20 protein-coding genes are annotated in these 25,113 nt (G+C 58.9%); 6 read left to right on the top strand and 14 right to left on the bottom strand.

The window, feature by feature from the left end:
* The first annotated feature begins 81 nt into the window (after positions 1-81).
* The 3 genes from EK23_RS08725 (at position 82) to EK23_RS08715 (ending at position 3,218) form a co-directional block, all read left to right on the top strand.
* Positions 82-2,445: a DUF1631 domain-containing protein gene (locus EK23_RS08725; RefSeq protein ID WP_045224979.1), complete on the top strand. Its 2,364-nt coding sequence runs from the start codon at positions 82-84 to the stop codon at positions 2,443-2,445.
* A 73-nt stretch (positions 2,446-2,518) separates the two neighbouring features.
* Complete coding sequence (gene moaD / locus EK23_RS08720) at positions 2,519-2,758, top strand: molybdopterin converting factor subunit 1 (RefSeq protein ID WP_045224978.1); 240 nt, start codon at positions 2,519-2,521, stop codon at positions 2,756-2,758.
* Position 2,759: 1 nt separating this feature from the next.
* A complete protein-coding gene (locus EK23_RS08715; protein WP_045224977.1) occupies positions 2,760-3,218 on the top strand; it encodes a molybdenum cofactor biosynthesis protein MoaE in 459 nt (152 codons plus the stop codon).
* A 19-nt stretch (positions 3,219-3,237) separates the two neighbouring features.
* Here EK23_RS08715 and EK23_RS08710 read toward each other — a convergent pair whose 3' ends face one another.
* From EK23_RS08710 to EK23_RS08645, 14 genes are all read right to left on the bottom strand, one after another.
* Positions 3,238-4,047 (bottom strand): NAD(+)--dinitrogen-reductase ADP-D-ribosyltransferase, encoded by an 810-nt coding sequence (locus EK23_RS08710; protein ID WP_045224976.1) that lies wholly within the window; start codon positions 4,045-4,047, stop codon positions 3,238-3,240.
* Positions 4,048-4,078: 31 nt separating this feature from the next.
* Positions 4,079-6,115: an NAD-dependent DNA ligase LigA gene (gene ligA, locus EK23_RS08705; protein ID WP_045224975.1), complete on the bottom strand. Its 2,037-nt coding sequence runs from the start codon at positions 6,113-6,115 to the stop codon at positions 4,079-4,081.
* Between the two features lie 6 nt (positions 6,116-6,121).
* Positions 6,122-6,880 (bottom strand): cell division protein ZipA, encoded by a 759-nt coding sequence (locus tag EK23_RS08700; protein ID WP_045224974.1) that lies wholly within the window; start codon positions 6,878-6,880, stop codon positions 6,122-6,124.
* A gap of 9 nt (positions 6,881-6,889) precedes the next feature.
* Positions 6,890-10,402, bottom strand: a complete 3,513-nt coding sequence (gene smc, locus EK23_RS08695) for a chromosome segregation protein SMC (RefSeq protein WP_045224973.1) — start codon at positions 10,400-10,402, stop codon at positions 6,890-6,892.
* Positions 10,403-10,513: 111 nt separating this feature from the next.
* The gene (locus EK23_RS08690) at positions 10,514-11,182 is read right to left on the bottom strand and encodes an MOSC domain-containing protein (protein ID WP_045224972.1); all 669 of its coding nucleotides are present in this window, start codon (positions 11,180-11,182) and stop codon (positions 10,514-10,516) included.
* Positions 11,170-11,757 carry a ribonuclease HII gene (gene rnhB, locus EK23_RS08685; RefSeq protein ID WP_045224971.1) on the bottom strand — a complete coding sequence of 196 codons (588 nt, stop codon included), beginning with the start codon at positions 11,755-11,757 and terminating at the stop codon, positions 11,170-11,172. Before rnhB ends, EK23_RS08690 begins: the two co-directional genes overlap by 13 nt.
* A gap of 17 nt (positions 11,758-11,774) precedes the next feature.
* On the bottom strand, positions 11,775-12,545 hold the full coding sequence (gene lpxA / locus EK23_RS08680; RefSeq protein ID WP_045224970.1) for an acyl-ACP--UDP-N-acetylglucosamine O-acyltransferase: 771 nt from the start codon (positions 12,543-12,545) through the stop codon (positions 11,775-11,777).
* Entirely contained in the window at positions 12,542-12,982 is a 441-nt protein-coding gene (gene fabZ / locus EK23_RS08675; RefSeq protein WP_045224969.1) for a 3-hydroxyacyl-ACP dehydratase FabZ, read from the bottom strand. Before fabZ ends, lpxA begins: the two co-directional genes overlap by 4 nt.
* A gap of 47 nt (positions 12,983-13,029) precedes the next feature.
* Positions 13,030-13,548, bottom strand: coding sequence for an OmpH/Skp family outer membrane protein (locus tag EK23_RS08670; protein WP_045224968.1), 519 nt, complete (start codon positions 13,546-13,548; stop codon positions 13,030-13,032).
* A 180-nt stretch (positions 13,549-13,728) separates the two neighbouring features.
* On the bottom strand, positions 13,729-16,011 hold the full coding sequence (gene bamA / locus EK23_RS08665; RefSeq protein ID WP_200892127.1) for an outer membrane protein assembly factor BamA: 2,283 nt from the start codon (positions 16,009-16,011) through the stop codon (positions 13,729-13,731).
* 141 nt (positions 16,012-16,152) lie between these two features.
* Positions 16,153-16,881: a phosphate signaling complex protein PhoU gene (gene phoU, locus EK23_RS08660; RefSeq protein ID WP_045224967.1), complete on the bottom strand. Its 729-nt coding sequence runs from the start codon at positions 16,879-16,881 to the stop codon at positions 16,153-16,155.
* Positions 16,882-17,041: 160 nt separating this feature from the next.
* The gene (gene prsR, locus EK23_RS08655; RefSeq protein ID WP_200892126.1) at positions 17,042-18,391 is read right to left on the bottom strand and encodes a PEP-CTERM-box response regulator transcription factor; all 1,350 of its coding nucleotides are present in this window, start codon (positions 18,389-18,391) and stop codon (positions 17,042-17,044) included.
* A gap of 15 nt (positions 18,392-18,406) precedes the next feature.
* Positions 18,407-20,485 (bottom strand): XrtA/PEP-CTERM system histidine kinase PrsK, encoded by a 2,079-nt coding sequence (prsK, locus tag EK23_RS08650; RefSeq protein ID WP_045224966.1) that lies wholly within the window; start codon positions 20,483-20,485, stop codon positions 18,407-18,409.
* 66 nt (positions 20,486-20,551) lie between these two features.
* On the bottom strand, positions 20,552-21,943 hold the full coding sequence (locus EK23_RS08645; protein WP_045224965.1) for a TIGR03013 family XrtA/PEP-CTERM system glycosyltransferase: 1,392 nt from the start codon (positions 21,941-21,943) through the stop codon (positions 20,552-20,554).
* Positions 21,944-22,282: 339 nt separating this feature from the next.
* Between EK23_RS08645 and EK23_RS08640 the strand changes: the two genes are divergently transcribed.
* From EK23_RS08640 to moeA, 3 genes are read left to right on the top strand one after another with little or no spacing between them, the layout of a single operon-like run.
* The gene (locus EK23_RS08640; protein ID WP_045224964.1) at positions 22,283-23,293 is read left to right on the top strand and encodes an NAD-dependent epimerase; all 1,011 of its coding nucleotides are present in this window, start codon (positions 22,283-22,285) and stop codon (positions 23,291-23,293) included.
* Complete coding sequence (gene mobB, locus EK23_RS08635; protein ID WP_045224963.1) at positions 23,290-23,832, top strand: molybdopterin-guanine dinucleotide biosynthesis protein B; 543 nt, start codon at positions 23,290-23,292, stop codon at positions 23,830-23,832. Before EK23_RS08640 ends, mobB begins: the two co-directional genes overlap by 4 nt.
* Positions 23,807-25,063, top strand: coding sequence for a molybdopterin molybdotransferase MoeA (gene moeA, locus EK23_RS08630; RefSeq protein WP_045224962.1), 1,257 nt, complete (start codon positions 23,807-23,809; stop codon positions 25,061-25,063). The genes mobB and moeA overlap by 26 nt, the downstream gene beginning before the upstream one ends.
* Positions 25,064-25,113: the final 50 nt, after the last annotated feature.

Genomic DNA, 25,113 nt, shown 5'->3' with positions numbered 1-25,113 from the left:
TGGAGGCAACTCGTGTAGCCTTGCACGTAGAACCCCGAATCTCGGCTGGAAATGCTGACCCTTGATGCCAGGAGATATGCCATGGCTGCCCTAGAATCCAATGTCGTCGCTTTTGACGCGATGCACAACAAACATAAGGATGTGCATCGGCGCAACGACCAAACACGCCTGATTGCGGAATGCCGCACCATCCTGACGGATCAGTCCCACGAGCTGATGCAGGCCTTCTTCGCCAAAGTGGACGACGAGTTGTTCAAGATGTCCGACAAGGCGGAGAACAGCGCCACTCAGTCGCTCTATTTCGAGGCCATGCGCTATATCAGGCGAGAAAGGGATAACCTCACCACGCGTTATATCGAGGAACTTTCGCAGCGTTATGACGAATTCTGGCGCTCCAAGCCGGTTAAAGCGGTCTCGCCCAAGGATGGAGCCGGCCTGCTCGGGGGCGAAGACGACTTTGCCCTAGTAGACGATGAGATCCTGGAAGAAAATCTGGCGATCACATCCATGATCGAAAAGGGCAACACCCTCTTTCATCGCGAGTTGTTTGCCCTGGGCAAGCGTTTCGGCAGCTTTCTTGGCAGGGACGAAGTGGCAGCCGAGTTGAACCCGGTTTCACCAACTGTCCTGTGCCGTGGCTTTGAGTCCGTCATGAAGCCACAGCTTCTGGAGCTTAAAGTTAAGCTGCTGATCTACAAACTTTTTGAGCATCAGGTGCTGAATGCCTTCGGCAATGCCTATCAGGACATGAACGCCTACCTGGCCAATGAAGGTGTGCTCCCTTCCATTGCCAAGAACTTCAAACGCCAGGGCGGCCTTGTCTCGCCCGCAACCCGGAACGAGTTGGATCAGGCAGCGCAAAAGATTGGCCGCGCGCTGGAGGAGAACGACCCCAGCGACGCAGCGGTCTATATCGAAGCGTTTCACGCCATGCAATCGCTGTTGGACGGATGGAGGCAACAACTGGGCTTACCGGCTCAGGCGGCGGGACTGCTGCCCGGCGAAACCGCCTGTGAAGCGGGTGAGGTGCTCAACGCCCTGAGCCTGCTTCAGCAACCCTCGCTGCTGCCCAACGTGGGCGGTGAAGGCATCACCGGGGAAGGGCTCAAGCTGTATGTGGCAAACCAGCTGGGCAGGATTGCACCGGATAGCTCGAACCGGCCTTTGGGGAGGCTGGAAGAAGACATCATTGACATGGTGGCGATGATCTTCGATTTCATTTTGGAGGACCGGAACCTTCCTGACCCGGTGAAGGCGCTAATCGCGCGACTGCAAATTCCCTTGGTTAAGGTGGCGATTCTGGACAAGTCCTTCTTCGCCAAGAAGAATCATCCGGCGCGCATACTGCTGAATTGCCTTTCCCAAGCCGGGATCGCCCTCGATGTTGCGGACAGCGAGAACCCTGTCTTTCTCAAGATTGAACAGGTCGTCGGTCGGGTACTAGGGGAATTCGACCAGAACGTAGACCTGTTTGCGGAGTTGCTGGAGGAGTTCACCGAGTTCGTAGGCAAGGAATCCCAGCGAAGTTCTGTGCTGGAGGAAAGGACGCGGCAGTCGACTCAAAGCAAGGAGCAATTGCGCCTGGCCAAACGCATGGTCGCCTATGAAATCGAATCCAGGCTGCGCCAACGCGAGGTTGCGCAACCGGTAAAGGCCTTTCTCCTCAACGCATGGAACGATGTCCTCGTCCTGGCTTACCTGCGCAAAGACAAGGGTGGTGAAGATTGGGAACATGGCCTGGCGGTCATGGACAAGCTGTTATGGAGCGTGACGCCTCCGGTCGATGACAAAGGCCGTCGTGAACTGCTGGCAGCCATTCCGGGTCTGGTCAAATCACTGACCGCAGGTCTAGATGGTATCTCGTTCGACTCGTTGCGTGGCAGAGCTCTGATCCAGGATTTGGAAGAAGTCCATCGAGAGGCTCTGCGTGCCGCGCCCCAGCCGCTAACGAAACCGAGGAAGGAAACGGACAGTGGGCTGGAAATCACGATCCGCGACCCGGAACTTGCCGAGGCTATCCGTGAAATCCGCGCCAATCTGCCAGACATCGACAACCTTGATGCATTAGAGATCGGCGGCAACCACCCAAACTCGGAAGAGATCGTGCTGGAGAGCCTGCGCGATTTCAGCGTCGGCAACGACGAGTTCGACTGCAAGGCCCGGTCGCTCAACATCGGCGAGTGGGTGGAGTTTGTGGACGAAAGCTCGAACAAGAGTTCGCGCGCTAAGCTTTCCTGGAAAAGCCAGGTGACTTCGCTCTATGTGTTCGTCAACCGGAAGGGCGTAAAGGTCGCCGAAATGAGCTTGGGCGAACTGGCGAGGCGCTTCCGGATCGGCGCCGCCCGCGTGGTCGAGGGAGCGACGGTTCCTTTGATGGACCGTGCCTTGTCCGCGTTGATGAACACTTTGAAGAACCCTGTGAAGAAGGCGGAACCGCAGGTTTGATCAACTGCACCGCCCCCCCTCCTTACCGTGGGAAGGAGGGGTTTTTTGTTACCTTCAGTTCCAAAGCACATCAATGCCAATCAAAGTACGCTACTTTGCAAGTCTGCAGGATGCCATGGGCAAACATGAGGAAATCCTGAACCTGGATGAGGGAGCAAGCACCACGGTCTCCGCCGTCTGGGCGCGAGTCCGCGGCGAAGATGTACCCCTCGCGCGCCTGTTGTGTGCGGTCAACATGGAATATGCGAGCCCGGACGCGCCGGTGCGCGACGGGGACGAGGTTGCGTTCTTCCCCCCTGTGACGGGAGGTTAGGATGCTGGTCAGCCTGCGCGCGGCGCCATTCGACGCCTACCATGAACTCGAGCGCTACCAGTCCGGGAGGCTCCCTGGGAATTTCCAGTTCGGCGCAACCGCGAGTTTCGTAGGTACCATGCGTGATTTCAATGACGGCACGGCTGTCGCCAACATGACCCTCGAATACTACCCCGGGATGACGGAAAAGTGCCTGGAGCGTATCGTCGAAAGCGAATTGGCCAAATGGCCTGATATGGATTGTCTGCTGGTTCACCGCGTCGGCGACATTTCCCCGGGAGAATCGATTGTCCTGGTGGCGGTATGGTCCTCCCACCGTGGACCGGCGTTTGACGCCTGTCGCAAGATCATGGAGGAACTGAAAGCACGGGCCCCGTTCTGGAAACGAGAAACCTTGCCCACCGGTGAGCAGCGCTGGGTCGAGAAGAATACCGACGGCTACGTTGGCTCATCCCGCTGATTCGAGACGGGAAGTTGCGTCAGGAACTTATCCTTACCTGATAGTCGCCCCCGATCGCCAGATACTCCGCCTCACCGCGCAATGGGTGACAGACCAGCAGCTCATTGAAAAATAGAATCTTGACCAGCGGCACTCGCGTTTCGATGATGTAGGAACCGAACTGCCCCGCCATCTCGCGGCTGTCGGTAAACGAAACGACATTATTCAGCCGCGCCACACCTTGCCTAATGCCTGAATTCCCCAATCTCAGCTCATCGAGCCGGTCGACGCCACGAAACAAACGCAGGTGCCGACTTCCAGGCGCGACAAAGCGTTCTAGCGCAAATTGGCAGAACTCAAAGAGCAGGTCCAATTGCAGGAAGATGCAGTTGTTGTGATAGCGACTGGTCATCTTCTCCTCCAAGTATTCCATCCATGCCGGAGTGAGCAAACCTTCCAGCGGTGACTTGTGGTAGGTTGGAAAAATGCCAAAACGACTTTCGACCCAACCCTTGAGAACCGCACCCTGTGGGTGATTGGAATCAAAGCCCCAATCCTGGAGCAAACGGAGGTAACTACTGCGGAAGCGGCGACGCCCCGAAGCATCGGTACCTTGTCGCTGTTCTTCCTCGAACCCGAACAGCAGGCTCATGTAATCCTGAAAGACAACCCCAGCCCGACTTAGACTTGGAACCTTGGCCAACATGGAAAAAAAACTGCTGTTGGCCTCACGAGTGCCGTGGATGTGCAGTGGCACCGGATTTTCGTTGAATTCAACGCTGGCAAGGAGGCTGGTTGGAATTCCCAGCATATTGATGGAATGCCCGATGCATCGTCCCGCTTGCGTCACGGTGTTGCGCCAAAATCTGCAAGGGTGCCGGTCAGGTCCCGCCCTCCGGCAAGTCGCCTGAAAACATCTTCAGCAAAACTGCCTCGTCGATCACTTCGACACCCAGTTCCCGAGCCTTGTCGAGTTTGGAACCAGGCTCGGCGCCAGCCACGACAAAATCGGTCTTCTTGGAGACACTGCCCGTGACTTTCGCGCCCAGGGCCTGCAGCCTTGACTTGGCCTCGTCGCGGGTAAGCTCTGCTAGGGTACCGGTCAAAACGAACACCTTGCCTAGCAACACCTGTGACTCGAGTTTCGGCGGCTCGCACTCTTCCCAGGCGATGCCGGCGTCAAGGAGTTTGCGTATTACCTCGAGATTGTGTGACTGGCGGAAGAAGGTGGCGATGTGGCGGGCCATGGTTGGCCCGACATCGGGAATGGCCTGCAGCCGCTCTTCATCCGCCGCCTTGAGAGCATCCAGGCTTCCCAAGTGGGTGGCCAGGTTGGCCGCCGTTACCTCGCCAACTTCGCGTATCCCCAACGCGTATAGAAAACGCGGCAAGCTCGTACGCTTGCTCTTTTCCAAAGCGGCAATGAGATTTTCCGCAGACTTCTGCCCCATGCGGTCAAGGCCGGCCAACTGCTCCGCCGTTAGCGCAAACAAGTCGGCGACGTCGCTGACAAGGTGCTTTTCCAACAACTGATCCACCAGCTTGTCGCCCAAGCCCTCGATATCCAGCGCGCGGCGCGAGGCGAAATGCTTGATGGCCTCCTTGTGCTGCGCGGGACAGAACAAGCCACCACTGCAGCGGACGATGGTCTCCTCGGGCAGGCATTCGACCTCCGAGCCGCAAACGGGACAGTGGCCCGGCATGACGAACTCCTCGGCGTCAGCCGGCCGCTTCTCGGGGATGCTCTTGACGATTTCGGGAATCACATCGCCAGCCCGGCGCACGACCACGGCATCGCCCACCCGGATATCCTTGCGTTTGACCTCGTCGGCATTGTGCAAGGTGGCATTCGTGACCGTGACGCCGCCGACGAAGACAGGCTGCAGCCGCGCCACCGGCGTCAAGGCGCCGGTCCGCCCGACCTGCACTTCGATGGCGAGAACGGTTGTGGTCATCTCTTCCGCCGGGAACTTGTGCGCGATCGCCCAACGCGGCGCGCGGGCCACGAAGCCCAACTCCTCCTGCCAGTCGAAGCGGCTCAGCTTGTAGACCACGCCATCGATCTCGTAGGGCAGTTGATGTCGCCTGGCCAGCAATTCCCGGTAGTAGGTGAGGCAGCCTTCCGCCCCCTTGACCACCCGCAATTCCGGAGAGACGGGAAGCCCCCATTCACCGAAACGGGCAATGATGTCCTGCTGGCTGGCTGGCAAGGCAGACTTGGGAAACACGCCGTAGCCATAGCACAGGAACGCCAGCGGACGAGCAGCCGAGATCCTTGGGTCAAGCTGCCGGAGACTGCCCGCGGCGGCATTGCGCGGATTGACGAAGACCTTCTCGCCCGCCTCCAGGGCACGGCGGTTCATGGCCTGGAAACCCTCCTTGGGCATAAAAACCTCGCCACGCACTTCAAAGCGCCCAGGGTAGCCACTGCCCTTGAGCTTCAGGGGAATATCGCGCACGGTGCGAACGGTATGGGTCACATCCTCACCTGCATGGCCGTCGCCACGGGTGGCGCCGCGCACCAGCAGACCGTCTTCATAAAGAAGGCTGACGGCGAGACCGTCCAGTTTGGGTTCGGCCACATACTCCACCGACTCGCGTTCCAGTTTCTCGCGAATTCGGCGGTCGAAAGCCTGCACGTCTTCATCGTCGAAGGCGTTGTCCAGGGACAGCATCGGTACTTCGTGTCGCACCGCCGCGAAGGCGGATATCGGCGCCGCGCCGACCCGCTGGCTCGGTGAGTCCGGCGTCAGGAGTTCGGGATATTGCTGCTCCAGTTCCCGCAACTCGCGCTGCAGCGCGTCGTATTCGGCGTCGCTAACGGCGGGCTCATCCAACTGGTAGTAGCGGCGATTGTGCTGCTCGATCTCCTGGCGTAGCTGGATCAGCCGCTCCTTGACCGCTTCGGGAACACTCATCGGCAATCAGTACGCGTCTTCGAGGCGCTCCCGCATCAGAGCAAGCTTGTCCTCAGTCAGAATCTCGCGGCGCTCATCCCATTCGACCCCATCGAGCTTGACCGCCAGTTCGTGGCAAGTGGCCACCAGGTCGTCGAACACCGAAAGTGGGTCCGCGACCTGGGAGGGCTGGAAAAACAGCACAACGCCAGGGCACTCAAACGTCTCCATGTTCTCGATGGGAAAGGTGCCCGGCTCCACCAGGCTGGCAACACTGAACAAGGGCTCGCGGTACTCGCGGTCGTAACGGTGGTAGATACCCATGTCGCCATAGATGAGATCCAGCTCCACCAAGGCGTCGCGCAGGTCTTCGCCATTGAAGAAAGCGGAATCCCCGGCTACCACGCTGAGTTGGATCAGGAATGGCGCGCCCAGTGGCGCGGCTTTCGCGCTCTCGCCGGCGCGGGCCATGGCCGGTTGGCTCCGATGCGGCTGAGCGGCCTCGCGCCCCAGGCTGTAATCCTCCTCGTCATTGACCTCAGGGATCACCAGGGGCGCCGGTTCGTCGTCGAGTTCGTTGCGGGTGTCGAACACCGGCTCGCGGGGGCTGAAGCTCTGGTCCATTTCGGCGGGGTTACCCTCGGCCTCGTAACCCAACTCGTCGAACTCGCCGCGCCGGTAGAAAAAGTCCAACAGCCTTTCCTTGTAGCGACCCCACACATAGACGCCCATGATCACCATCACGCCGAGGACGAGCAAAATCATGCGCACCGTTTCTCTATCCATTACCTTACCTCAGACTGCTGCGAGTTCGACCGCTTCATCGATGTCCACCGCGACGATGCGAGAGACACCCGGTTCTTTCATGGTGACCCCGGCCAAATGCTGGGCGATTTCCATGGTTGCCTTGTTATGCGAGATATACAGAAATTGTACCCTTTCGGACATTTCCTTGACCAACTGGCTGAACCGCCCAACGTTGGCATCGTCCAGCGGGGCGTCCACCTCGTCCAGCAGACAGAAGGGGGCGGGATTCAATTCAAAAATGGCAAACACCAGGGCCACGGCGGTCAGCGCCTTTTCCCCGCCTGAAAGCAAATGGATGGAGCTATTGCGCTTGCCCGGTGGCCGCGCCATGACCGTGACGCCCGTCTCCAGCAAATCCCGCTCGGTGAGTTCGAGGTAGGCCTGACCACCGCCGAACAGTTTTGGGAACATGCGCTGGATCCCGCCATTGACCCGCTCGAAGGTTTCCTTGAAGCGGGCCCGGCATTCGCGATCGATCTTTTCAATGGCCTGCTGCAAGGTGGTCTGAGACTCGGTCAGGTCGTGATGCTGCTGGTCGAGGAACTGCATGCGCTCGGACTGCTCTTCGAACTCCTGCATGGCGGTCAGGTTGATGGCGCCAAGCCGGGCGATCTCATCCCCCAATTCGGTGACGCGGCTTTGCCAGACTTTCTCGTCGGCGCCGTCCGGCAAGTCGGGAACGACATCCTGTGCCTCGATTCCCAACTCCTCGAACTGCTCCTGTATGGTCTGCCGGCGCAACTCCGCGGCCTGATAGTCCAGTTTGCCCTGCTCCAGGCGGCTCTTCACACCATTCAGTTCACGCTCGACGCGCATTCGCGACTCCACTATGCCGCGAACATGAGCATCAGCCTCGCCGCTGCGGTGGCGCAGCTCGGCAAGCTCGCGTTCCAGTTGCAAGCGGCGCTCCAGCAGTTCATCCAGAACGTGCTGTTCCACGTCCTTGGGATCGCCGGTTTCAGCCAAGCGTGCGCTGGCTTCCTGCAAGCGCAGGTGAAACTCATCGTGTTGCGTCTGAACACGCTCCAGATGCTTGACGGTGAGCTGGTCGGTCGACTTCAGCGTCTCGATGCGGCTCTTGAGGGCGTGGATGCCGTCCCTCGCGGATCTGAGCGCCGCTTCGGCATTACGCGACTCTTCTTCCAAGAGTACCTGTCGCTCTGCGAGACCTGATGCCTGAGCCTCAAGGTCTCGCGAGACGCTCTCCGCCCGCTCCAGCAGCGTCCGCGCTTCGGCGAGACCCTCCGCGCTCTGCAACAACTGATCTTCCAGATCTTCCATTTCGAATTCCAGCTGCTGCAGGCGCTTTCGCGCCTGTTCGGCGCGCGCGAGAGCCGCACTCAACTGCGATTTGATCTGGGTCACCTCGGCTGCCAGGCGATTGGCCTCGCGCTGCTTGTGCTCGCGCTCGAATTCGCCGCTGTGCAAGGCCTCCTCGGCACCGGCAAGGCCGGTTTCCAGGCTCTCGGTCTGTAGGGCCAGTGTTTGGCGCCTCTGACGCAGTTCGCGCAACTCCCGCTCACGCAGCAGCACGCCGGCTCCGCTGTCCTGGGGCTTCTTGATGACCATCCAGCCGGGTCCGAGGCGCGTGCCATCCGGGGTAACGACCGATTCATGGGACGCGAGCCCCTGCGCCAAAGTCCACGCGTCCGCGAGCCCTTCGGCCAGGTAGACGCCGCCAATCAAAGCTTCCAGGCTCCAACTGGATATTACGCATTCGCCCAAACGGGGAAGTCCGCCGGAATTCTCCCGGGCATCCGCGGGACTCATCTGCAACAGGCAGAAATTGTCCGGCGGCTGGTCCTCCGAGAGCCGAGGCAGGTAGACACCGGCATCCTCGACGCAGATGGCTTGCAGGTGATCACCGAGGACGGATTCTAGAGCCGCCTCCCAGCCGGGGCTCACCTCCAGACTCTCTGCCAGCCGGGGGGCTGCGACCAACCCCTGTGCCGCCAGCCAATCCACGAATCCCTCACGGTCCTTACCCATGGCATGCTGTTGCAACAACTCCAGCGAAGCGATGCGCCCGGTCATTTCATGCAGCTCGGCACGAGCCCCGTTGAGCTCCGTCTGCAGGGTGCGCACCCGGTCGCGTTCGCTTTGGATGGATTCCGAGAGCACATCCAAGCGGCTACGCAGATGCCCAAGTTCGTCCTCTGCACCGGTCAAGCTTTCGGTAAGACTTTCGACCTCTGAATCCATGAGCGCGTCCTGTAGTTCATCATGCTCGAACTGCAGGCGTTCCCGCCGCGCTTGCTGCTGACGCTGCTGATCCTCGATCTGACGGATGCGCGTGCGTTGCAAATCGATCTGCGCGCGTGTTTCGGCGAGTTCCGAGCGGTGCGCGTCCCAGGCTTCGCGCCAGGCGCTCAGCGCCTGCTCGGCGCCCTGCCTGCGGCTCTCGGCGGCGCTCACCTCCTGTGACCTGCCGTCCTGCTGCGACTGCAGTTCGGCCAGTTCCTCTCGCACGGCGGCGACCCGCTCGCGGTCACTCTCCAGTTCAACCAGGGAGCGCCCCTGGTCGGCACGGAGCCGATCAATCTCGCGCAGCAAATCCTCGCGGGTGCGGTGAGCATGCTTGATCGCCTGCTCCAGCCGGCTGATTTCGGCCCCCAGTTCATAAAACTCGCCCTGCTTGCCATGGGTGGCGCGCTGCAGCTCAGCCTGCTGTTCCTTGGCCGCCGACTCCATCTCGGCCAGGCCATTGCCCTCGCTGATCAGACGACGAAAGGCTTCGCCGCCCTCCTCGAGCACGGCGTGATGTTGCTGCAGCAAATCGTTGTATTTGCGCCAGCGTAGGCCCAGCAGTTGGGTACGATAGCTGCGTTCCTCGGCCTTGAGCGCTGTGTATTTCTCGGCCTTGCGGGCCTGCCGCTGCAAGCTCGCGATCTGCTTGGCCAGTTCGTCGCGCAGATCCTGCAGCCGTTCCAGGTTCTCACTGGTATGGCGCATGCGGATCTCCGTTTCGTGGCGACGCTCCTTGTATTTGGAGATGCCGGCCGCTTCTTCGATCACCTCGCGCAATTCGTCGGGCTTGGCTTCGATGAGCCTGGAAATGGTGCCTTGCTCGATGATGGCGTAACTGCGCGCACCCAGGCCGGTACCGAGAAAGATATCGGTGATATCGCGGCGGCGGCAGCGGGAGCCATTGAGGAAGTAGCTGGACTGGCCATCCCGCGCGACTTGGCGCTTGATGGATATCTGTCGGTATTGCGCATATTCGCCGGGGGCGTCGCCGTCGGTGTTGTCGAACACCAGTTCCACGGAAGCGACACCCACCGGCTTGCGCGATGCGGAACCGTTGAAAATGACGTCCGCCATGGACTCGCCGCGCAAATGTTTGGCCGAACTCTCCCCCATGACCCAACGCACGGCGTCGATGATATTCGACTTGCCGCAGCCATTGGGCCCAACGATCCCGACCAGGTTGCTCGGCAAGGGAATGGTTGTGGGATCGACGAAGGACTTGAAACCCGCCAACTTGATCTTTTCCAGCCGCATCTGCTCAAGCTCCAGCGGGCCAGCAGCGCTTCGGGATTGTTCCGGCCTCCAGCCCAGGTTGCGCCGAAACACACATAGCCATCCATGCAGCGATCATTGCCGTCTCCCGCGCTACAGGGATGCCTGCCGCTTCGTCAGGCTCTTCCGCCAGGCGGCGGAAAGGGCTGGCTGGCCCAGCGCACGGGCGATGACTTCCTTTTGCCTAGGTCCTGGGCTCAGCGCGAGCATGGCTTCCTGAATGCTCAGCCCGGCAGGATCATGATCCACGACATGGATGTCCAAGGGCGCGGATACCGTTCCAGATTCAAGCACGCGCAGATAAAAACCGACACGCCCAGAATGATGGAAACGGCCGACAAAACCTGGATCCCCCATTTTTACGCCGAGCTTGAAGCACGGGACCCTGGGCTGGGTGACCTGTAGCCGCAGGGAACCGATGGCAAACACATCACCTATGCAGACCGCCTCATCGGGCAAACCGATCACGCTGAAGTTCTCCCCCCATTGCCCGAAGGGAAAGCGTTGCCCCAACTCGCGCTCCCAATAGGCGTGATTTTCCGCCGTGTAGACGTAGATGGCCTTGTCGTCGCCCCCATGGTTCTCCCGGTCCATCTGGCAATCACCCTCCAGACCCAGCGAGGTGACTCGATGTTCGCCGCTGACAGGCTGCTTGTAGATACCGGTTGGCTCCGTGCGCCCCTTGTGCTGAATCTCCCTGGAACTGGCCGCGACGCAGATGGCGAGTAGCCGTGGCGGTTCCCCGGCTTTCAGGCTGAGCATGGCGTTTTCTGCAGGGCTCGCAGGGGAGCGTAGGAATAACGGTGCAAGGGCGTCGCGCCGAGGGATTTAAGACGCGACTTGTGTTCGGCCGTGGGGTAACCCTTGTGGCTCGCAAACTCATATCCGGGAAAAAGTGCGTCCAGAATCTGCATTTCTCCATCGCGGGCCACCTTGGCGAGTATGGAGGCCGCTGAAATTTCCGGCACCCGGGCATCGCCGCCGACGATGGCCTCGCTCGGACATGGCAGTTGGGGACAAAATTTGCCGTCCACCAGCACGCGGTCCGGCCGCACGCTGAGTGCGTCAAAGGCGCGGCGCATGGCCAGCAGAGAGGCGTGGTGAATGTTGATGCGGTCGATCTCGCCGGGCTCGGCCCGGCCGATAGCCCAGGCTTGGGCCTGTTCCTGGATGAGCAGCGCCAATTTGCTGCGGCGAGCCGGGCTCAGCTGTTTGGAGTCAGCCAAACCGTGAATTTTAATACCCTCACCCAGGATCACGATGGCGGCGACGACCGGACCTACGATGCAGCCACGGCCCACTTCGTCCACTCCGGCGATGACGAGTCGCTCGCTCATAGCCCCGACTTCGCGCCTTAGCGTATGATGCTGCGCCCAGTCGCCCTGAGAAATTGCCCCATGCTTTCCAGTTCTGGGGTCTCCGCGGTCATCTCCTCTAGCATCCGGATGGCATCCTCAAGCTTCAAGCCCGACTTATAGAGGATCTTGTATGCCTTGCGTATCTGGCGGATCGCCTCGCCGCTAAAGCCCTGCCGCTCAAGACCGACTGTATTGATTCCATGGGGCTTGGTGGGGCGGCCGCCTACCATGACGTAGGGAGGAATGTCCCGCGATATTACGCTGCCCATCGCGGAAAAAGCATACTGGCCCACCCTGCAGAACTGATGAACCAGAGAAAATCCCCCCAGGATGGAGTGATCTTCGACGCTCACGTGACCCGCCAGGGAGGCCGCGTTGGCCATGATCACATGATTACCGACGTGGCAGTCATGGGCAACATGGGTGTAGGCCATCAGCAAGTTGTCATCGCCGATGTGAGTGACCTCCTTGTCCTGCATCGTGCCGCGGTGAATGGTGCAGTATTCACGGATGACGTTGCGGTCGCCAATCTCGAGGCGAGTCGTCTCGCCATGATACTTTTTATCCTGCGGGTCCTCGCCGATGGAGGCGAACTGAAAGATCCGGTTATCCCTGCCTATGGTCGTGGTACCGCGGATTACCACATGCGGGCCTATGCTGCTGCCGGCGCCTATCCGGACATTCGCCCCAATGATCGTGTAGGGACCGATGGCGACACTCTCATCGATCTGGGCTGAGGCATCGATAATTGCCGTCGAGTGGATCAAGAATCCTGCTCCGCTGCGGCACACATGATTTCAGCGCTGGCGACGAACTCGCCATCCACCTCTGCTCTGCACGAAAATGCCCAGATATTGCGTTTGTGCCGGAGGTAAGTGGCCTCCAGCTTGAGCTGGTCACCGGGTACTACCGGGCGCTTGAAGCGTACCTTGTCCAGACCGACCAGATAGTAAGTACGCCCCTTCCCCAATACGTCCGGGGCGGAATTGCCGGCCAGCAGGCCGGTGGTCTGGGCCAGCGCCTCGATAATCAGGACGCCCGGCATGATGGGCAGGTCCGGGAAATGGCCGAGAAAGCAAGGTTCGTTGTAGGTCACATTCTTGATAGCAAGCAAACGCTTGCCAGGCTCGCATTCCAGCACGCGGTCAACGAGCAAAAAGGGATATCGGTGGGGCAGAAATTCCTTTATTTGTTGAATATCCAATGGGCTGTCCTTCCGGTTGATCTGATTGTGGTAACCGAGGAGGCCGGTTATTTCTTGGAGCCCTTGAAACCAGTTTCAAGCTTGCTTTCCACCTTGCTGGTCACATCGATTCCCTCGGATGCATAGACCACCCCGTCGGTGAGCAACAAGTCGAAGCTCTCTTCCTTCGCCAGCGTCTGAATCGCCTCGAAGATCTCCTTCTGCAACTGGGTCAACTCCTCGTTGCGGCGCAGATTGAAGTCCTCACGGAACTCGTCCTGGGCCCGCTTGGCCTCCCGCTTGCGATTCAGCAAATCACGATCCAGCTTGTCGCGCTCGGACTGGCTCATGATGGACGCATCTTTGGTCAAGCGTTCCTCCATGGCCTTGATGGACTTCTGCTCGGCCACGAGCTTCTTGTCTCTCGGGGAAAATTCCCGTTCCAGTTCTTTCTTTGCGCGCTCGGCTTGCGGAGCCTTTTCCAGCAGTCTCGCCACGTTGACAAAGCCGATCTTGAGATCTGCCGCCTGAGCTGCACTGCTCACCAACAGTCCAAGTAGCGCGCAATAAAGGCTTTTTCTTAGCATGTTCTATCTCTCTCCAGAGAAAAATGGTTGATTCAGCGCAACAGCTTCCGAATCGCGGCGGCCCGATTTAGCCGGACAGAAGCCCGCCGTAGAGGACAGGCAGGTGATAACGTCCGCGCATTATACAAGAACTGCCGGGCTATCATCGAACTTCTGTCCCCTTTAGTGTCGACACCATCATCAGAAGCCGGAACCGAAGGAAAATTGGAAGCGCTGCAACTGGTCGGGTGGATCCTTGGAATTGAGGGGCTGCGCAACGGAAAATACCAGCGCACCGAATGGCGAGAGCCATTTGGCCGAGAGGCCGGTTGAATAGCGCAGATCGCCCAATTCGTAGCTGTCCACAAACACATTACCCGCATCCAGGAATGCGCCGAGCCTGAAGTTCTTGCTGTCCTCGAGGAAGGGCACCGGGAAAAACACTTCCGCCGTACCCACCAGCTTCTTGGATCCGCCGAAGGCGCGGTTGTTGCTGTCCCGCGGGCCCAGGGTATTGGCCATGAAGCCGCGTACCGATTGCGGGCCGCCGGCATAATAGTTGGTGTAGAAGGGCAACTCATCGGTACTACCGTAGCCGTCGCCGTAAGCGACCTCACCATCCAGCATGAGGGTAAGGTCCTTGGCGATAGGGAAATAGTGCTGTACCCGGATGTTTGCCTTGTAGTAGGTCAGGTCGCTGCCGGGCACCGTAGCCACCGCCTGGATACGCTCCATGCCGCCGTGGGTCGGGAAAATGGCCCGGTTCAGGGTGTCGTGGGTCCAACCCAGGGACGCCGCGAAGGTGTTGTACTGGTCGCCGTAGCGATTGATGAAGTCGATGATCTGAATCGAGGTGCGGCTGTTGGTCCGGATCAGCGTGTTTTCGTAGTCCAGGTTGGCGCGCAGGCTGCTGAACTCGCCCAGGGGAATGCCCAGATTGATGCCCGCCGAGAAGACCTTGCTCGAATAACTGGAAACGTTCAACTGAAACGCGTTGGTGTCGCGGTAACTGAGATCGAAACCGGAACTGATGCCGTCCAGCGTGGTGTAAGGATTGAAATAGCCCAGCTTGTAGATGGTGTTGAACGAACTGTTGTTGAACGTGAAGCTGACCCGCTTGCCCGATCCGAACACGTTGTCCTGGGTCACGCTGGCATTGAACACGATGCCCTGCAACTGCGAGTAACCGACGCCCGCCATCAGGTTGCCCGAGGGCTTCTCCGTCACCGTGTAGTTGACGTCGATCTGATCGTTGGTGCCCGGCACCGCCGGAGTCTCCACGTTCACTTCCTGGAAATAGCCGAGGCGTTCCAGACGGGTCTTGGAGCGTTCGATCTTGGCCGTCGATGCCCAGGCAGCTTCCATCTGCCGCATTTCGCGGCGCAGTACCTCGTCACGCGTCTTGGTGTTCCCGCTCATGTTGATGCGCCGGACGTAGACCTGCTTGCCAGGGTCCACGAAAAACGTGATGTTCACGGTCTTCGCGGCATTGTCTATGTCCGGGACCATGTTGACGTTGGCAAAGATGTAGCCCTCATCGCCCAAACGGTCGGAGATTGCCTTGGATGTCTCCGTCGCAAGTTTGCGTGAAAAGGTGTCGGTAGGACCAATCTTGACCAGGGGCACCAGTTCGTCGGGCGATACGATGGTCTTGCCGGTAAGCTTTACTTCCTTGACGGCGAAGATGTCGCCCTCCTTGACGTTGATCGTGATGTAGATCTCTTTCTTGTTTGGCGTGATGGAGACCTGGGTCGACTCGATATCAAAGTTGATATAGCCGCGGTCGAGATAATATGAGCGCAAGCGCTCCAGATCCGCGGCCAGCTTTTGTTTGGAGTACTGATCGTTCTTGGTGTAGAACGAGAGCAGATTGGGCGTGCTCAGTTCGAAGACGGACAGCAGGTCGTCGTCGGCAAAGGCGTTGTTTCCGACAATGTTGATCTGGCTGATCTTGGCGACGCGGCCCTCGGAGATTTTCAGCACCACCGCCACCCGGTTGCGCGAAAGGTCCTGCACCTCCGAATCGATCTTAAGACCGTACTTGCCGCGGCTGTAATACTGCCGCCGCAATTCCTGCTCGACCTTGTCCAATATCTGACGGTCGAAGACGCGCCCTTCGGTCAGACCTATATTCTTGAGGCCCTTGGTCAAGTCCTCGGTGCTGATGTCCTTGTTGCCTTGAATCTTCACGCTGGCGATGGAAGGTCGCTCCTCCACCGTCACCACCAGAACATCACCTTCCTGACCAATCCGCACATCCTTGAAAAAACCGGTCTTGAACAGGGCTTTGATGGATTCCACCGATTTCTGCCGGTCGAAGATATCGCCCACCTTCACCGGCAGGTAGTTGAATACCGTTCCGGCCGAAATGCGCTGCAATCCCTCGACCCGGATATCCTCGATGACGAACGAGTCGGCACCGCGAACGGTGCCGGCGAGCAATATAGCCACGACCAGCGGCAGAATGAACTTAAAAAGTTTCATGAATCGCAGGTTGATTGGGCGTTCCTTGCAAGCGGCGGCGCGCTGAAGCTCGGCTTCCCGCACAACACCAGCGAGTCCGCGGGGCAAACTGGAAGTGCCTTAGCATATGAACCGTCGCGCCGTGGCGCGATTGGCTGCCAACTAGTCGCCCCTCAGATCTTGTTCGAGCTGCTCAAGGCTGATATGACGAATATTCTTGCCTTTCGCGTAATAAATCACGTATTCGGAGATATTGCAGGAACGATCGCCTATGCGCTCGAGGGAACGCGCGGACCACATGATGTCGAGGCTGACTGGAATGGAGCGGGCATCCTCCATCATATACGTAATCTGCTGACGCATGATGCTCTCATATTCCCGGTCCAATTGGCGGTCTCCCTGGACCACGCTGAAAGCGGCGTCCACGTCCATGCGCGCGAAGGCGTCCAGCGCGGAACGCAAGAGACTGCGCGCGGCCTTCGACAATTGCTCCAGTTCGGTCAACTGATTGCGCTTTGGAAAATGCAACGCCATGTCAATCGCATGACGCGCGATGCGCTTCGCTTCGTCGCCGATGCGCTCTAGGTCCGTGATGGTCTTGATGACTGCCACGACCAAGCGCAAATCCCGTGCCGTAGGCTGACGCAAGGCCAGTATCTGGGTGCACTCATCGTCGATGGAGACCTCAAGCGAATTGACCTTGTAGTCGTCGGTAATGACCCGCTGCGCCAATTCCGTGTCGCCATCGAGAAGCGCCGTTACCGCCGCCGTTACCTGTTCCTCCACCAACCCGCCTAAGCTCAGTACACGGCTGCGGATGTCCAGCAATTCATGGTCGTACTGACGGGATGTATGCTGGTTGAGAAGATCTCCGTCGTTAAAGCTTGCCATGGGCCGTTGCATAGGGTGATAGAAGATGGGTTTCCGGTCGGTAATTCTCCTCGATTCTATCAACTCGATGAGTGACATTAAAGCGGCGGGGCGCGGCCCACCGACATCCGGTTCCAGTGGCGCCGCCACAAAACAAAGCCAAGCGGCGCTGTGGCGGCATTCAGACCTTCAGGTTGAACTTGTTCAACAGGGAATACAGGGTCGGCCGCGTCACCTCCAGCAGATCCGCCGCCTTGGAAACATTCTCCCCGGCCTCGCTCAGAGCCTCGCAGATAACCCGGCGTTCGGCGATGTCACGCGCCTCGCGTAGCGTCATTATGCGGCGCGGATAGGCGCCGGACGCCAGTTCCAAGTCCTTTGCGTCCACCTGGGTACCCGTTGCCATGACCACGGAACGCTTGATCTTGTGCTCCAGCTCGCGCACGTTCCCCGGCCAGTGATACGCTTCCATGGCGGCCAGGGCGTCCTCAGTGAATCCAAGCAGGTTACGCCGCATCTGCTTGGCGAAGCGTTCCAGAAATGCGCGCGCCAACACTGTCACGTCGCCCGTGCGCCCCCTCAGCGGCGGCAGGTTGATGATCATCTCGTTGATGCGGAAATAAAGGTCCTCGCGAAAGCGCCGTTCCTCGATCAGCTGCCCGATGTTCTGATGGGTCGCGCAGATGATCCGGACATCCACCTTGATGGGCTGCCTCCCGCCGATGCGCTCCACTACGCGTTCCTGCAGTATGCGCAGCAATTTGGGCTGCAAGGCCAGAGGAATATCGCCGATTTCGTCAAGAAAGAAGGTACCTCCGTCGGCCAGCTCAAACTTGCCCTTGACCATTTGCGTGGCACCGGTGAAGGCGCCCTTCTCATAGCCGAACAACTCGCTTTCCAGCAGGTTTTCCGGAATGGCAGCCGCGTTGACAGCGATAAAAGGCTTCTTTGCGCGCGGACTGAGGGCATGCAGAGCGCGGGCCACGACTTCCTTTCCCGTACCGCTCTCGCCCAGAATCAGGACATTCATGTCGATGGGGGCGAAGCGTTCCACCATCTTGCAGACCTCGTGCATTTCCGGGCTCGCAGCGATGATGCCCTCCATGGGATTGCTCACATGCATTCGGGCCAGCTTGCGGTTTTCCTCCTCCAGGTCGAATAGCCGGAAGGCACGTTGCACCACAAAGGACAGGATCTCGGGATCCACGGGCTTTTGATAGAAATCGTAGGCGCCCTGGCCCACGGCCTTGACCGGGTTGATGCGATCATCATTGCCCGTCAGCACGATCACCTTGGTTTGCGGCGCAATCGCCAGAATCTCGCTAAGCGCCGCAAATCCTTCCCGCGTGCCGCCAGGATCGGGGGGCAGCCCAAGATCCAGGGTCACCACGGCAGGCTCGTGACGCTTGACCGCCGCTATGGCCGATTCGCGGTCTTCTGCCACCTGAACCTTGTATTGATCGAAACTCCAGCGCAGTTGGCTGCGCAGACCCGGATCGTCCTCGACGATCAACAATGTCTGATCACTCACCCGACTTCTCCCAAGCTATTCCACGGATTCCATCTGCTTCCCCGTACCGAGGGGAATCGTAAACAAAAAGCTACTGCCCTTTCCCGGCTCGCTGCGCACCGTGAGGTCGCCACCCATGGAGCGAATGTACTCCCTGCTTTCATAGGCGCCGATACCCATTCCGGTCAGGCCTTTGGTGGTATCGAAAGGCCGGAACAAGCGCGTGCGGATGAAGTCCTGATCCATCCCGCAGCCATTGTCCTCAACCTCCACCATGGCCGCATTCCTATCGGGCACGCGCAGGCACACCTTCACGTAGCCGCCCTTTCCGGCGGCGTCCTGGGCGTTGTGGATCACGTGCTCGAGCGCCGAGGCAAGCCGGTCGCGATTGGCGATCACGATGATCCCGGCGCCTCTTATCTCAAGCGCCGGAAGCGGCGCCTGCTTCTTGCGCGTTTCAAGCACTTCCTTCAGGACACTGCACAAGTCCACAGGCGCCGCTGAAGCCGCCGGACTTGAATTGCGCAACTGCGACATCAGGCTGTTCATCCGGCCTACCGCGTGCTCCACGGTGGTAATGGCATCGCGCATGAACTCCGGGTTGTCCCGATGCTTCTCGGCGTTGCAGACCACCAGGCTCAACTGGGCCACCAAATTTTTGAGGTCATGGATGACAAAGGCCGACAATCTGTTGAAGCCCTCGAATTGCCTTGCTTCGGCCAAGGCGCTAGCGGCTTCCTCCAGTGCCAGGTAACTGGCGGCCAGACTGCCCGTGCTCTTAAGCATGTCGATGACCTCCCAGTTCCAGGCAATTTCGGTGCGTGGCCGCGTCAGTAGCACCAGGCCTTGCAAGGCCTGTTCCGTATTCCACAAGGGCACCAGCAGCCAGGCATGCCTGTGCGGCTCCAGCCAGTTGGGCCAGCTCAGGTCTTCGTAAAGCTCCCGGCGGGTAAGCAATTCCTCAAAATTCACGACCCATTCCTTGTCGCGAACGAACACCACCAACGGATCGTTGGCCTCAATGACCGGAACATCGATCTCCGGATCGCCATAACTGGCGCGATGCACGAGCCGCCCGGATGGTTCAGTGAGCCAGAGCACGCCGCTCGGGCTTTCGACCACCTGCCCCAACCCCAGGATGACGCGTTGCCCCAAGCTGAGGCCCGTGTGGTTATCCGCCAGCGTATTGATCAAACGTAGCCATTCCTGACGATAATCGTAAACGTAGTTAAAGAAGTTCTTGCTCAGAAATACCTTAAGGCGTGCGCGCATCTGGCCGGAAAACACCACGCTCATGAGCATCAGCAGTGCCGCCATCATGAACAGGATCTGCCCTACTTCTCCCCATTCGCCACCATAGTATTCGATGTAATAGCTGCCGACTCCCACCAAAAGAAGGTATCCCCCGGTCACCAGCAGAGCCGCCGACTGGTAAACCACTTGTCGGGAGATAAAGATGTCCACGGACCAATCCGGATTGCGCGCAGCGGCGACCGCAATGAATGGCGCCAGCATGGCTGTCACCGCCCCCCGCGCCTGCCACAGATCCACCCTCACCTGATCGAAGAAAAGAGCGTCCAGGTAGATGTAGAGGTCATAAGCGAATAGCAGGCCGAGGGCAAAGCACAGGAACTTGATGCGCCAACGCTGATCGAGTCGCGCGTTGCGGTAAAACTGCTCGATCAGGTGGAGGCCAATCACCGCGAGGGCTATGTGTCCGGACAACTGCACGGTGGAATGAAACATTGGCGCCGGCGTAAGCCCCAGCCCCATGGCAATCCAGATGTAACCGATCAGAGACCAGGCCAGCGCGTGGATAAGGAAGCGAATCCAACGGCTGTCGTAAAGCGAGGGCGCAGCGCCGGTCCGCATCAGTCGGTTGAAAAAAGCCAGCCACACATAGATGTGCAGCACCTCCAGGGTAGCCAGCAGCGGCGGGAAGACCATGTGAAAGGCTTCGTCCAATGCCAGGACGCCTGACCACATAACCATGGTCCCGCAGGCTACGATCAGCCAACGCCCGCGCGGATGCCCTCGCCAACTCAATAAGAGCAGTACGGTCAGTAACAGATTGGCAATGAACCCTGCCAGATAGCTTAATGCACCGATACTCATGCAATTGGATTCAAGATGGGCAATGACCGGCTAAGACGCCAGCGTGGACTTCGAAGCACGGCCTAATCAACGTGCTCCCCGCCCCCATAACACCACTTCGAGGGTTTGCAGGATGATCAGCATGTCGAGAAAGGGGCTGTAATTCTTCACGTAATACAAATCGTATTGCAGCTTCTCGATGGCGTCCTGGTAGTTGGATCCGTAGGGATAGCATAGCTGCGCCCAGCCGGTGATGCCGGGTTTGACGCGGTGTCGCTCGGAATAATAGGGGATGGTTTCGGCAAATTTCTCAACAAACTCGGGCCTTTCCGGACGCGGGCCGACAAAACTCATATCCCCCGCCAGCACATTGAACAACTGCGGCAGTTCATCGATTCGCGTCTTGCGGATGAAACTGCCAACCCAGGTGACTCGGTCGTCGTTTTTTCTAGCCATCTGGACTCCGCCGCGCTCGGCATCGGTGCGCATGCTGCGGAATTTCAGTACCGGGAACATTTTCCAGTTGAGCCCCACGCGCAACTGGCGATAGAAAACAGGCGCGCGAAATCCGCTTTCCACCCAGATGGCGATTGCCGTCAGCAGCATGACGGGCCACACCAGCGCGAGCAGCAGCAGGCTCACCACAACATCAAACATCCGCTTCATGCCGTGTCTTGCGCCACCCAAGCGAAATCCATCGGAAAACACCAGCCAGCTGGGATGCAGGCAGTCCACCCGCAACAAGCCCCCCTCGCGCTCAAAGAAACTCAATAGGTCGACCACGGCCACTCCGGCCATCTTGCAGTCGAGAATCTCGTCAACCGCCAAGCCACCCCGGCGATCGTCCGGCGCCACCACGATCTCATCGATATCCTCCTTGTGGACGAATTGGTTGAGCGGACCGCGAAGGCCCATGAGGCGCTCGGGATCCACGCGCACCGGCTCGTCATTCATGCGCACATAGCCGATCACATGAAAGCGTTTGCCACCGTTACGGCGCTCGAAATCCATGATCATGTGGCCGCGGTATCCCGCGCCTAGCACGAGCACCCGCCGCTTCAGCGATTGACGGTCCACAAAGCGCAGAAACAGAAAGCGGCACAACAACACCCCTGTCAGCGACACCAGCAAGGTATGCCCGAACAGGCCGCGTCCGACAAATATCCGGGGAAAGAGAAAAAATACGATGCTGAGCACCGCCGTACCCAACAGAAAACTCGCGAGGATTCTCAGCAGCAGCGCGGCGTCGCTGATATCGTGCGCACGCTGGTAGAGCCCCATGCCCGCCATGCTCATCAGCATGACGACGGTATAAACCAGCGCCGGTATGCTCAGCAATTCAACTGGAACCAGGGGCTGCACGCTAGCGTAGAAACGCAGCACATTACCCAAGAAGAATGCGGCGCCGAAGACCAGAAGCTCCAGGACGAACAGGACCAGATAGATCCCGGAGATATAGTGGCGAAAAATTCGTATCATTGTCCTAAGATTGTTCTTCCATTCGATTTCTGCGGCGATGTTACAGCAGGCAGCGTCGTGAATCCTCCAGGACGCAAGTGAACGGTTCAGACGTGGCTCAGTGAGAGCGCCATCACTCTTTAGATGAAGCCAGCGTGGTGCTCGCACCTGACGATGATGATGTGCACCTATTCTAGCTGAAGCATAACGAGCTCACAGTTCCGCCATGACACTCATGGCGCGAGGCGCGCGCAGCCCCTTCCAAATACAGATGCATGCGTGACCCAGCCAGGCAGACGTTCTGCGTTCCCGGCTGACAGTGTAAACTTGCGAACAAAAGCAACACTGGAGAGGATCTGAATGAAAGTGCTGGTCACAGGAACCGCCGGTTTTATCGGCTTCCATCTGGCCCAGGCTCTATTGTCGCGCGGGGACGAAGTCATCGGCGTGGATAACGTCAACGACTACTATGACGTGAGCCTGAAGGAAGCCCGACTGGAGATTTTGAACGCCTTTCCCGGCTTCACCGAAGTGCGTATCGGGCTGGAGGATCGTCCCGCGTTGAATCAGGCGTTCTCCGAGCATAAGCCGCGCCGCGTGGTCAATCTCGCCGCGCAGGCGGGCGTGCGTTATTCCCTAACCAACCCGCACGCTTATATCGATTCCAACCTGGCGGGGTTCTGCAACATTCTTGAAGCCTGCCGGCATCATTCGGTGGAGCATCTGGTCTACGCTTCCAGCAGTTCTGTCTATGGGGCCAACACCTCCATGCCATTCTCGGTGCATGACAACGTGGACCACCCCGTCAGCCTGTACGCGGCCTCGAAAAAGGCCAATGAGCTCATGGCGCATACCTACAGCCACCTCTATGGACTCGCGACAACCGGGCTTCGCTTCTTCACCGTGTATGGGCCTTGGGGCCGTCCCGATATGGCATTGTTCTTGTTCACCAAGAGCATATTGGAGGGCAGGCCCATTGACGTATTCAACTACGGCAAACACCAAAGAGATTTCACGTACATCGACGATATCGTCGAAGGTGTAATGCGCACTCTGGACCATGTGGCACGACCCAATGAGGCTTGGTCAGGCGAGCGACCCGATCCGGGCACCAGCCGCGCGCCCTACAGAATTTACAATATCGGCGCGCACCAGCCTGTCGAACTGATGCGCTTCATCGAAGTGCTGGAGGACTGCCTGGGCAAGAAGGCCGAGAAGAATTTTCTCCCCATGCAGAAAGGCGATGTGCCGGCGACTTACGCCGACGTCGATGACCTCATGCGCGACGTGGGCTATTCGCCGAAGACGCCCATCGAAACCGGGATCGCAAAATTTGTCGCATGGTACCGCGATTACTACCACGTGACATGATCAATTCCCGCGTGCCCATTATTGGCTTTGTTGCCCGCAGTGGTACCGGCAAAACCACCCTCCTCACGCAAGTGATCCCGCTCTTGAAGCAACAAGGCTTGCGGGTCGGTCTGATCAAGCGTAGCCATCACAATTTTGAGATCGACTACCCGGGCAAGGACAGCCATACGTTGAGAATGGCCGGTGCTTCGCCGGTCATGCTGACTTCGTCGCATCGACGCGCAGTGATCACCGAGCACGCGGAACCCCGCGAATTCTCGCTGGACGAAGAATTGGCGCATTTCGACCAGTCGGTCGTCGATCTGATTCTGGTGGAGGGATTCAAGCAAGAGATCATGCCCAAAATCGAAATCTGCCGGCCTTCGTTGAATAATCCGCCGATTTTTCCCGACGACGCCAGCATCATTGCCGTTGCCACGGACGCCAAGATACCAGTGCCGCCCGAACTTAGGACCCTCGACCTGAACGCGCCTGCCCAGATCGCTGAATTCATCCACCGCCATTTCTTCCCCGATGGAATCCTTAGACCGCTGCGCTGAGCCTAAGGCCAGGACGCTCACGCTTTCCGAGGCCAGAAAGCGCATATTGGAAACCGTAGGCCCGGCCAGGGAAACCGAGCGCCTCAGTCTCGCCAAGGCCAGAGACCGGGTGCTGGTCGAAGACATTCTCGCCCCCTTTGACATACCGCCATTTGCCAACTCTGCCATGGACGGCTACGCCTTACGCAGTTCCGATTGCGCTGATGCCGGCACTGTTCAGTTCCGGGCACGGGTCGTTGGAACCTCCTATGCCGGACACCCCTACGTAGGCGCATTGAAAGCCGGCGAATGTGTGCGAATTTTCACCGGTGCCGCCATTCCCGAAGGCGCAGACAGCGTTGTCATGCAAGAAGAGGTGGCCGTCGAGGAGGGTTATGCACGCTTTTCCCGGCCTGCGCGTCCCCTGGAGAATATTCGTCCGATCGGTGATGAGTTACCTGCCAAAGCTCCCCTGCTACGAGCCGGCAAGCTACTGACGCCGGCCGATCTCGGATTGCTCGCCTCAGCCGGCATAGGCGCCGTCCAAGTGAGGCGCCGGATCCGTGTCGCACACTTCTCCACCGGGGACGAATTGTGCCCAGTAGGCGAGGCATTGGTCCCCGGTATGATTTACGACAGTAACCGCTATACGCTGAGCGCGCTCTTGGACCGTCCGTTTCTAGAAGCATGCGACTTGGGCGTGGTCAGAGACGACCCGGTGTCGCTGCGGCAGGCCCTGGAGACCGCCGCGGAGATGTCAGACGCGGTCTTGACTACTGGCGGCGTCTCGGTAGGCGATGCCGATTTCGTGGCCAAATTGCTCGATGATCTGGGGCAGGTAAATTTCTGGAAAGTCGCAATCAAACCTGGCAAGCCATTCGCCTTTGGTTCGATCGGGCGGGCTCGCTTTTTCGGGTTGCCAGGTAATCCTGTGGCCGTTTTGGTTGTGTTTCATGAATTGGTGCGGCCAGGCTTGCTGCGCATGGCGGGAACCGACCTTCACCCGGATCTAAGGCTTAGCGCCGTGTGCCAATCCTACCTTCGTAAAGCACCTGGACGAATGGAATTCCAACGAGGTTACTATGAGCAAAACGGAAGCGGCCAGATCGTGGTGACAGCCTGTGGCAAGCAGGGCTCGCATCGCTTAAGCGGTGCCAGCCAGGCCAACTGTTTCATTATCTTGCAGCCCGAGAGCGGACCGGTGCAGCCGGGTGAAACAGTGAGCATCAAGCCCTATAGCGGCGGTTGGTAAGCTTTGGCAATCAGATATAAAGCATCCGATACAGAATCAAGGAGCGGAAA

The organism is Methyloterricola oryzae, assembly GCF_000934725.1.
Classification (GTDB): domain Bacteria; phylum Pseudomonadota; class Gammaproteobacteria; order Methylococcales; family Methylococcaceae; genus Methyloterricola; species Methyloterricola oryzae.
The sequence above is the reverse complement of the archived record's forward strand: the minus strand, read 5'-3'. Positions and strand labels throughout refer to the sequence as shown.

What these genes read in the sequence shown, in the direction of transcription:
- moeA (WP_045224962.1), top strand. Translation starts at nt 23,807, where the DNA reads ATGGAATCCTTAGACCGCTGCGCTGAGCCTAAGGCCAGGACGCTCACG.
- EK23_RS08725 (WP_045224979.1), top strand. Translation starts at nt 82, where the DNA reads ATGGCTGCCCTAGAATCCAATGTCGTCGCTTTTGACGCGATGCACAAC.
- EK23_RS08700 (WP_045224974.1), bottom strand. Translation starts at nt 6,880, where the DNA reads ATGGATAGAGAAACGGTGCGCATGATTTTGCTCGTCCTCGGCGTGATG.
- EK23_RS08715 (WP_045224977.1), top strand. Translation starts at nt 2,760, where the DNA reads ATGCTGGTCAGCCTGCGCGCGGCGCCATTCGACGCCTACCATGAACTC.
- phoU (WP_045224967.1), bottom strand. Translation starts at nt 16,881, where the DNA reads ATGGCAAGCTTTAACGACGGAGATCTTCTCAACCAGCATACATCCCGT.
- mobB (WP_045224963.1), top strand. Translation starts at nt 23,290, where the DNA reads ATGATCAATTCCCGCGTGCCCATTATTGGCTTTGTTGCCCGCAGTGGT.
- EK23_RS08645 (WP_045224965.1), bottom strand. Translation starts at nt 21,943, where the DNA reads ATGATACGAATTTTTCGCCACTATATCTCCGGGATCTATCTGGTCCTG.
- prsK (WP_045224966.1), bottom strand. Translation starts at nt 20,485, where the DNA reads ATGAGTATCGGTGCATTAAGCTATCTGGCAGGGTTCATTGCCAATCTG.
- smc (WP_045224973.1), bottom strand. Translation starts at nt 10,402, where the DNA reads ATGCGGCTGGAAAAGATCAAGTTGGCGGGTTTCAAGTCCTTCGTCGAT.
- bamA (WP_200892127.1), bottom strand. Translation starts at nt 16,011, where the DNA reads ATGAAACTTTTTAAGTTCATTCTGCCGCTGGTCGTGGCTATATTGCTC.
- EK23_RS08690 (WP_045224972.1), bottom strand. Translation starts at nt 11,182, where the DNA reads ATGCTCAGCCTGAAAGCCGGGGAACCGCCACGGCTACTCGCCATCTGC.
- rnhB (WP_045224971.1), bottom strand. Translation starts at nt 11,757, where the DNA reads ATGAGCGAGCGACTCGTCATCGCCGGAGTGGACGAAGTGGGCCGTGGC.
- EK23_RS08640 (WP_045224964.1), top strand. Translation starts at nt 22,283, where the DNA reads ATGAAAGTGCTGGTCACAGGAACCGCCGGTTTTATCGGCTTCCATCTG.
- EK23_RS08670 (WP_045224968.1), bottom strand. Translation starts at nt 13,548, where the DNA reads ATGCTAAGAAAAAGCCTTTATTGCGCGCTACTTGGACTGTTGGTGAGC.
- ligA (WP_045224975.1), bottom strand. Translation starts at nt 6,115, where the DNA reads ATGAGTGTTCCCGAAGCGGTCAAGGAGCGGCTGATCCAGCTACGCCAG.
- moaD (WP_045224978.1), top strand. Translation starts at nt 2,519, where the DNA reads ATGCCAATCAAAGTACGCTACTTTGCAAGTCTGCAGGATGCCATGGGC.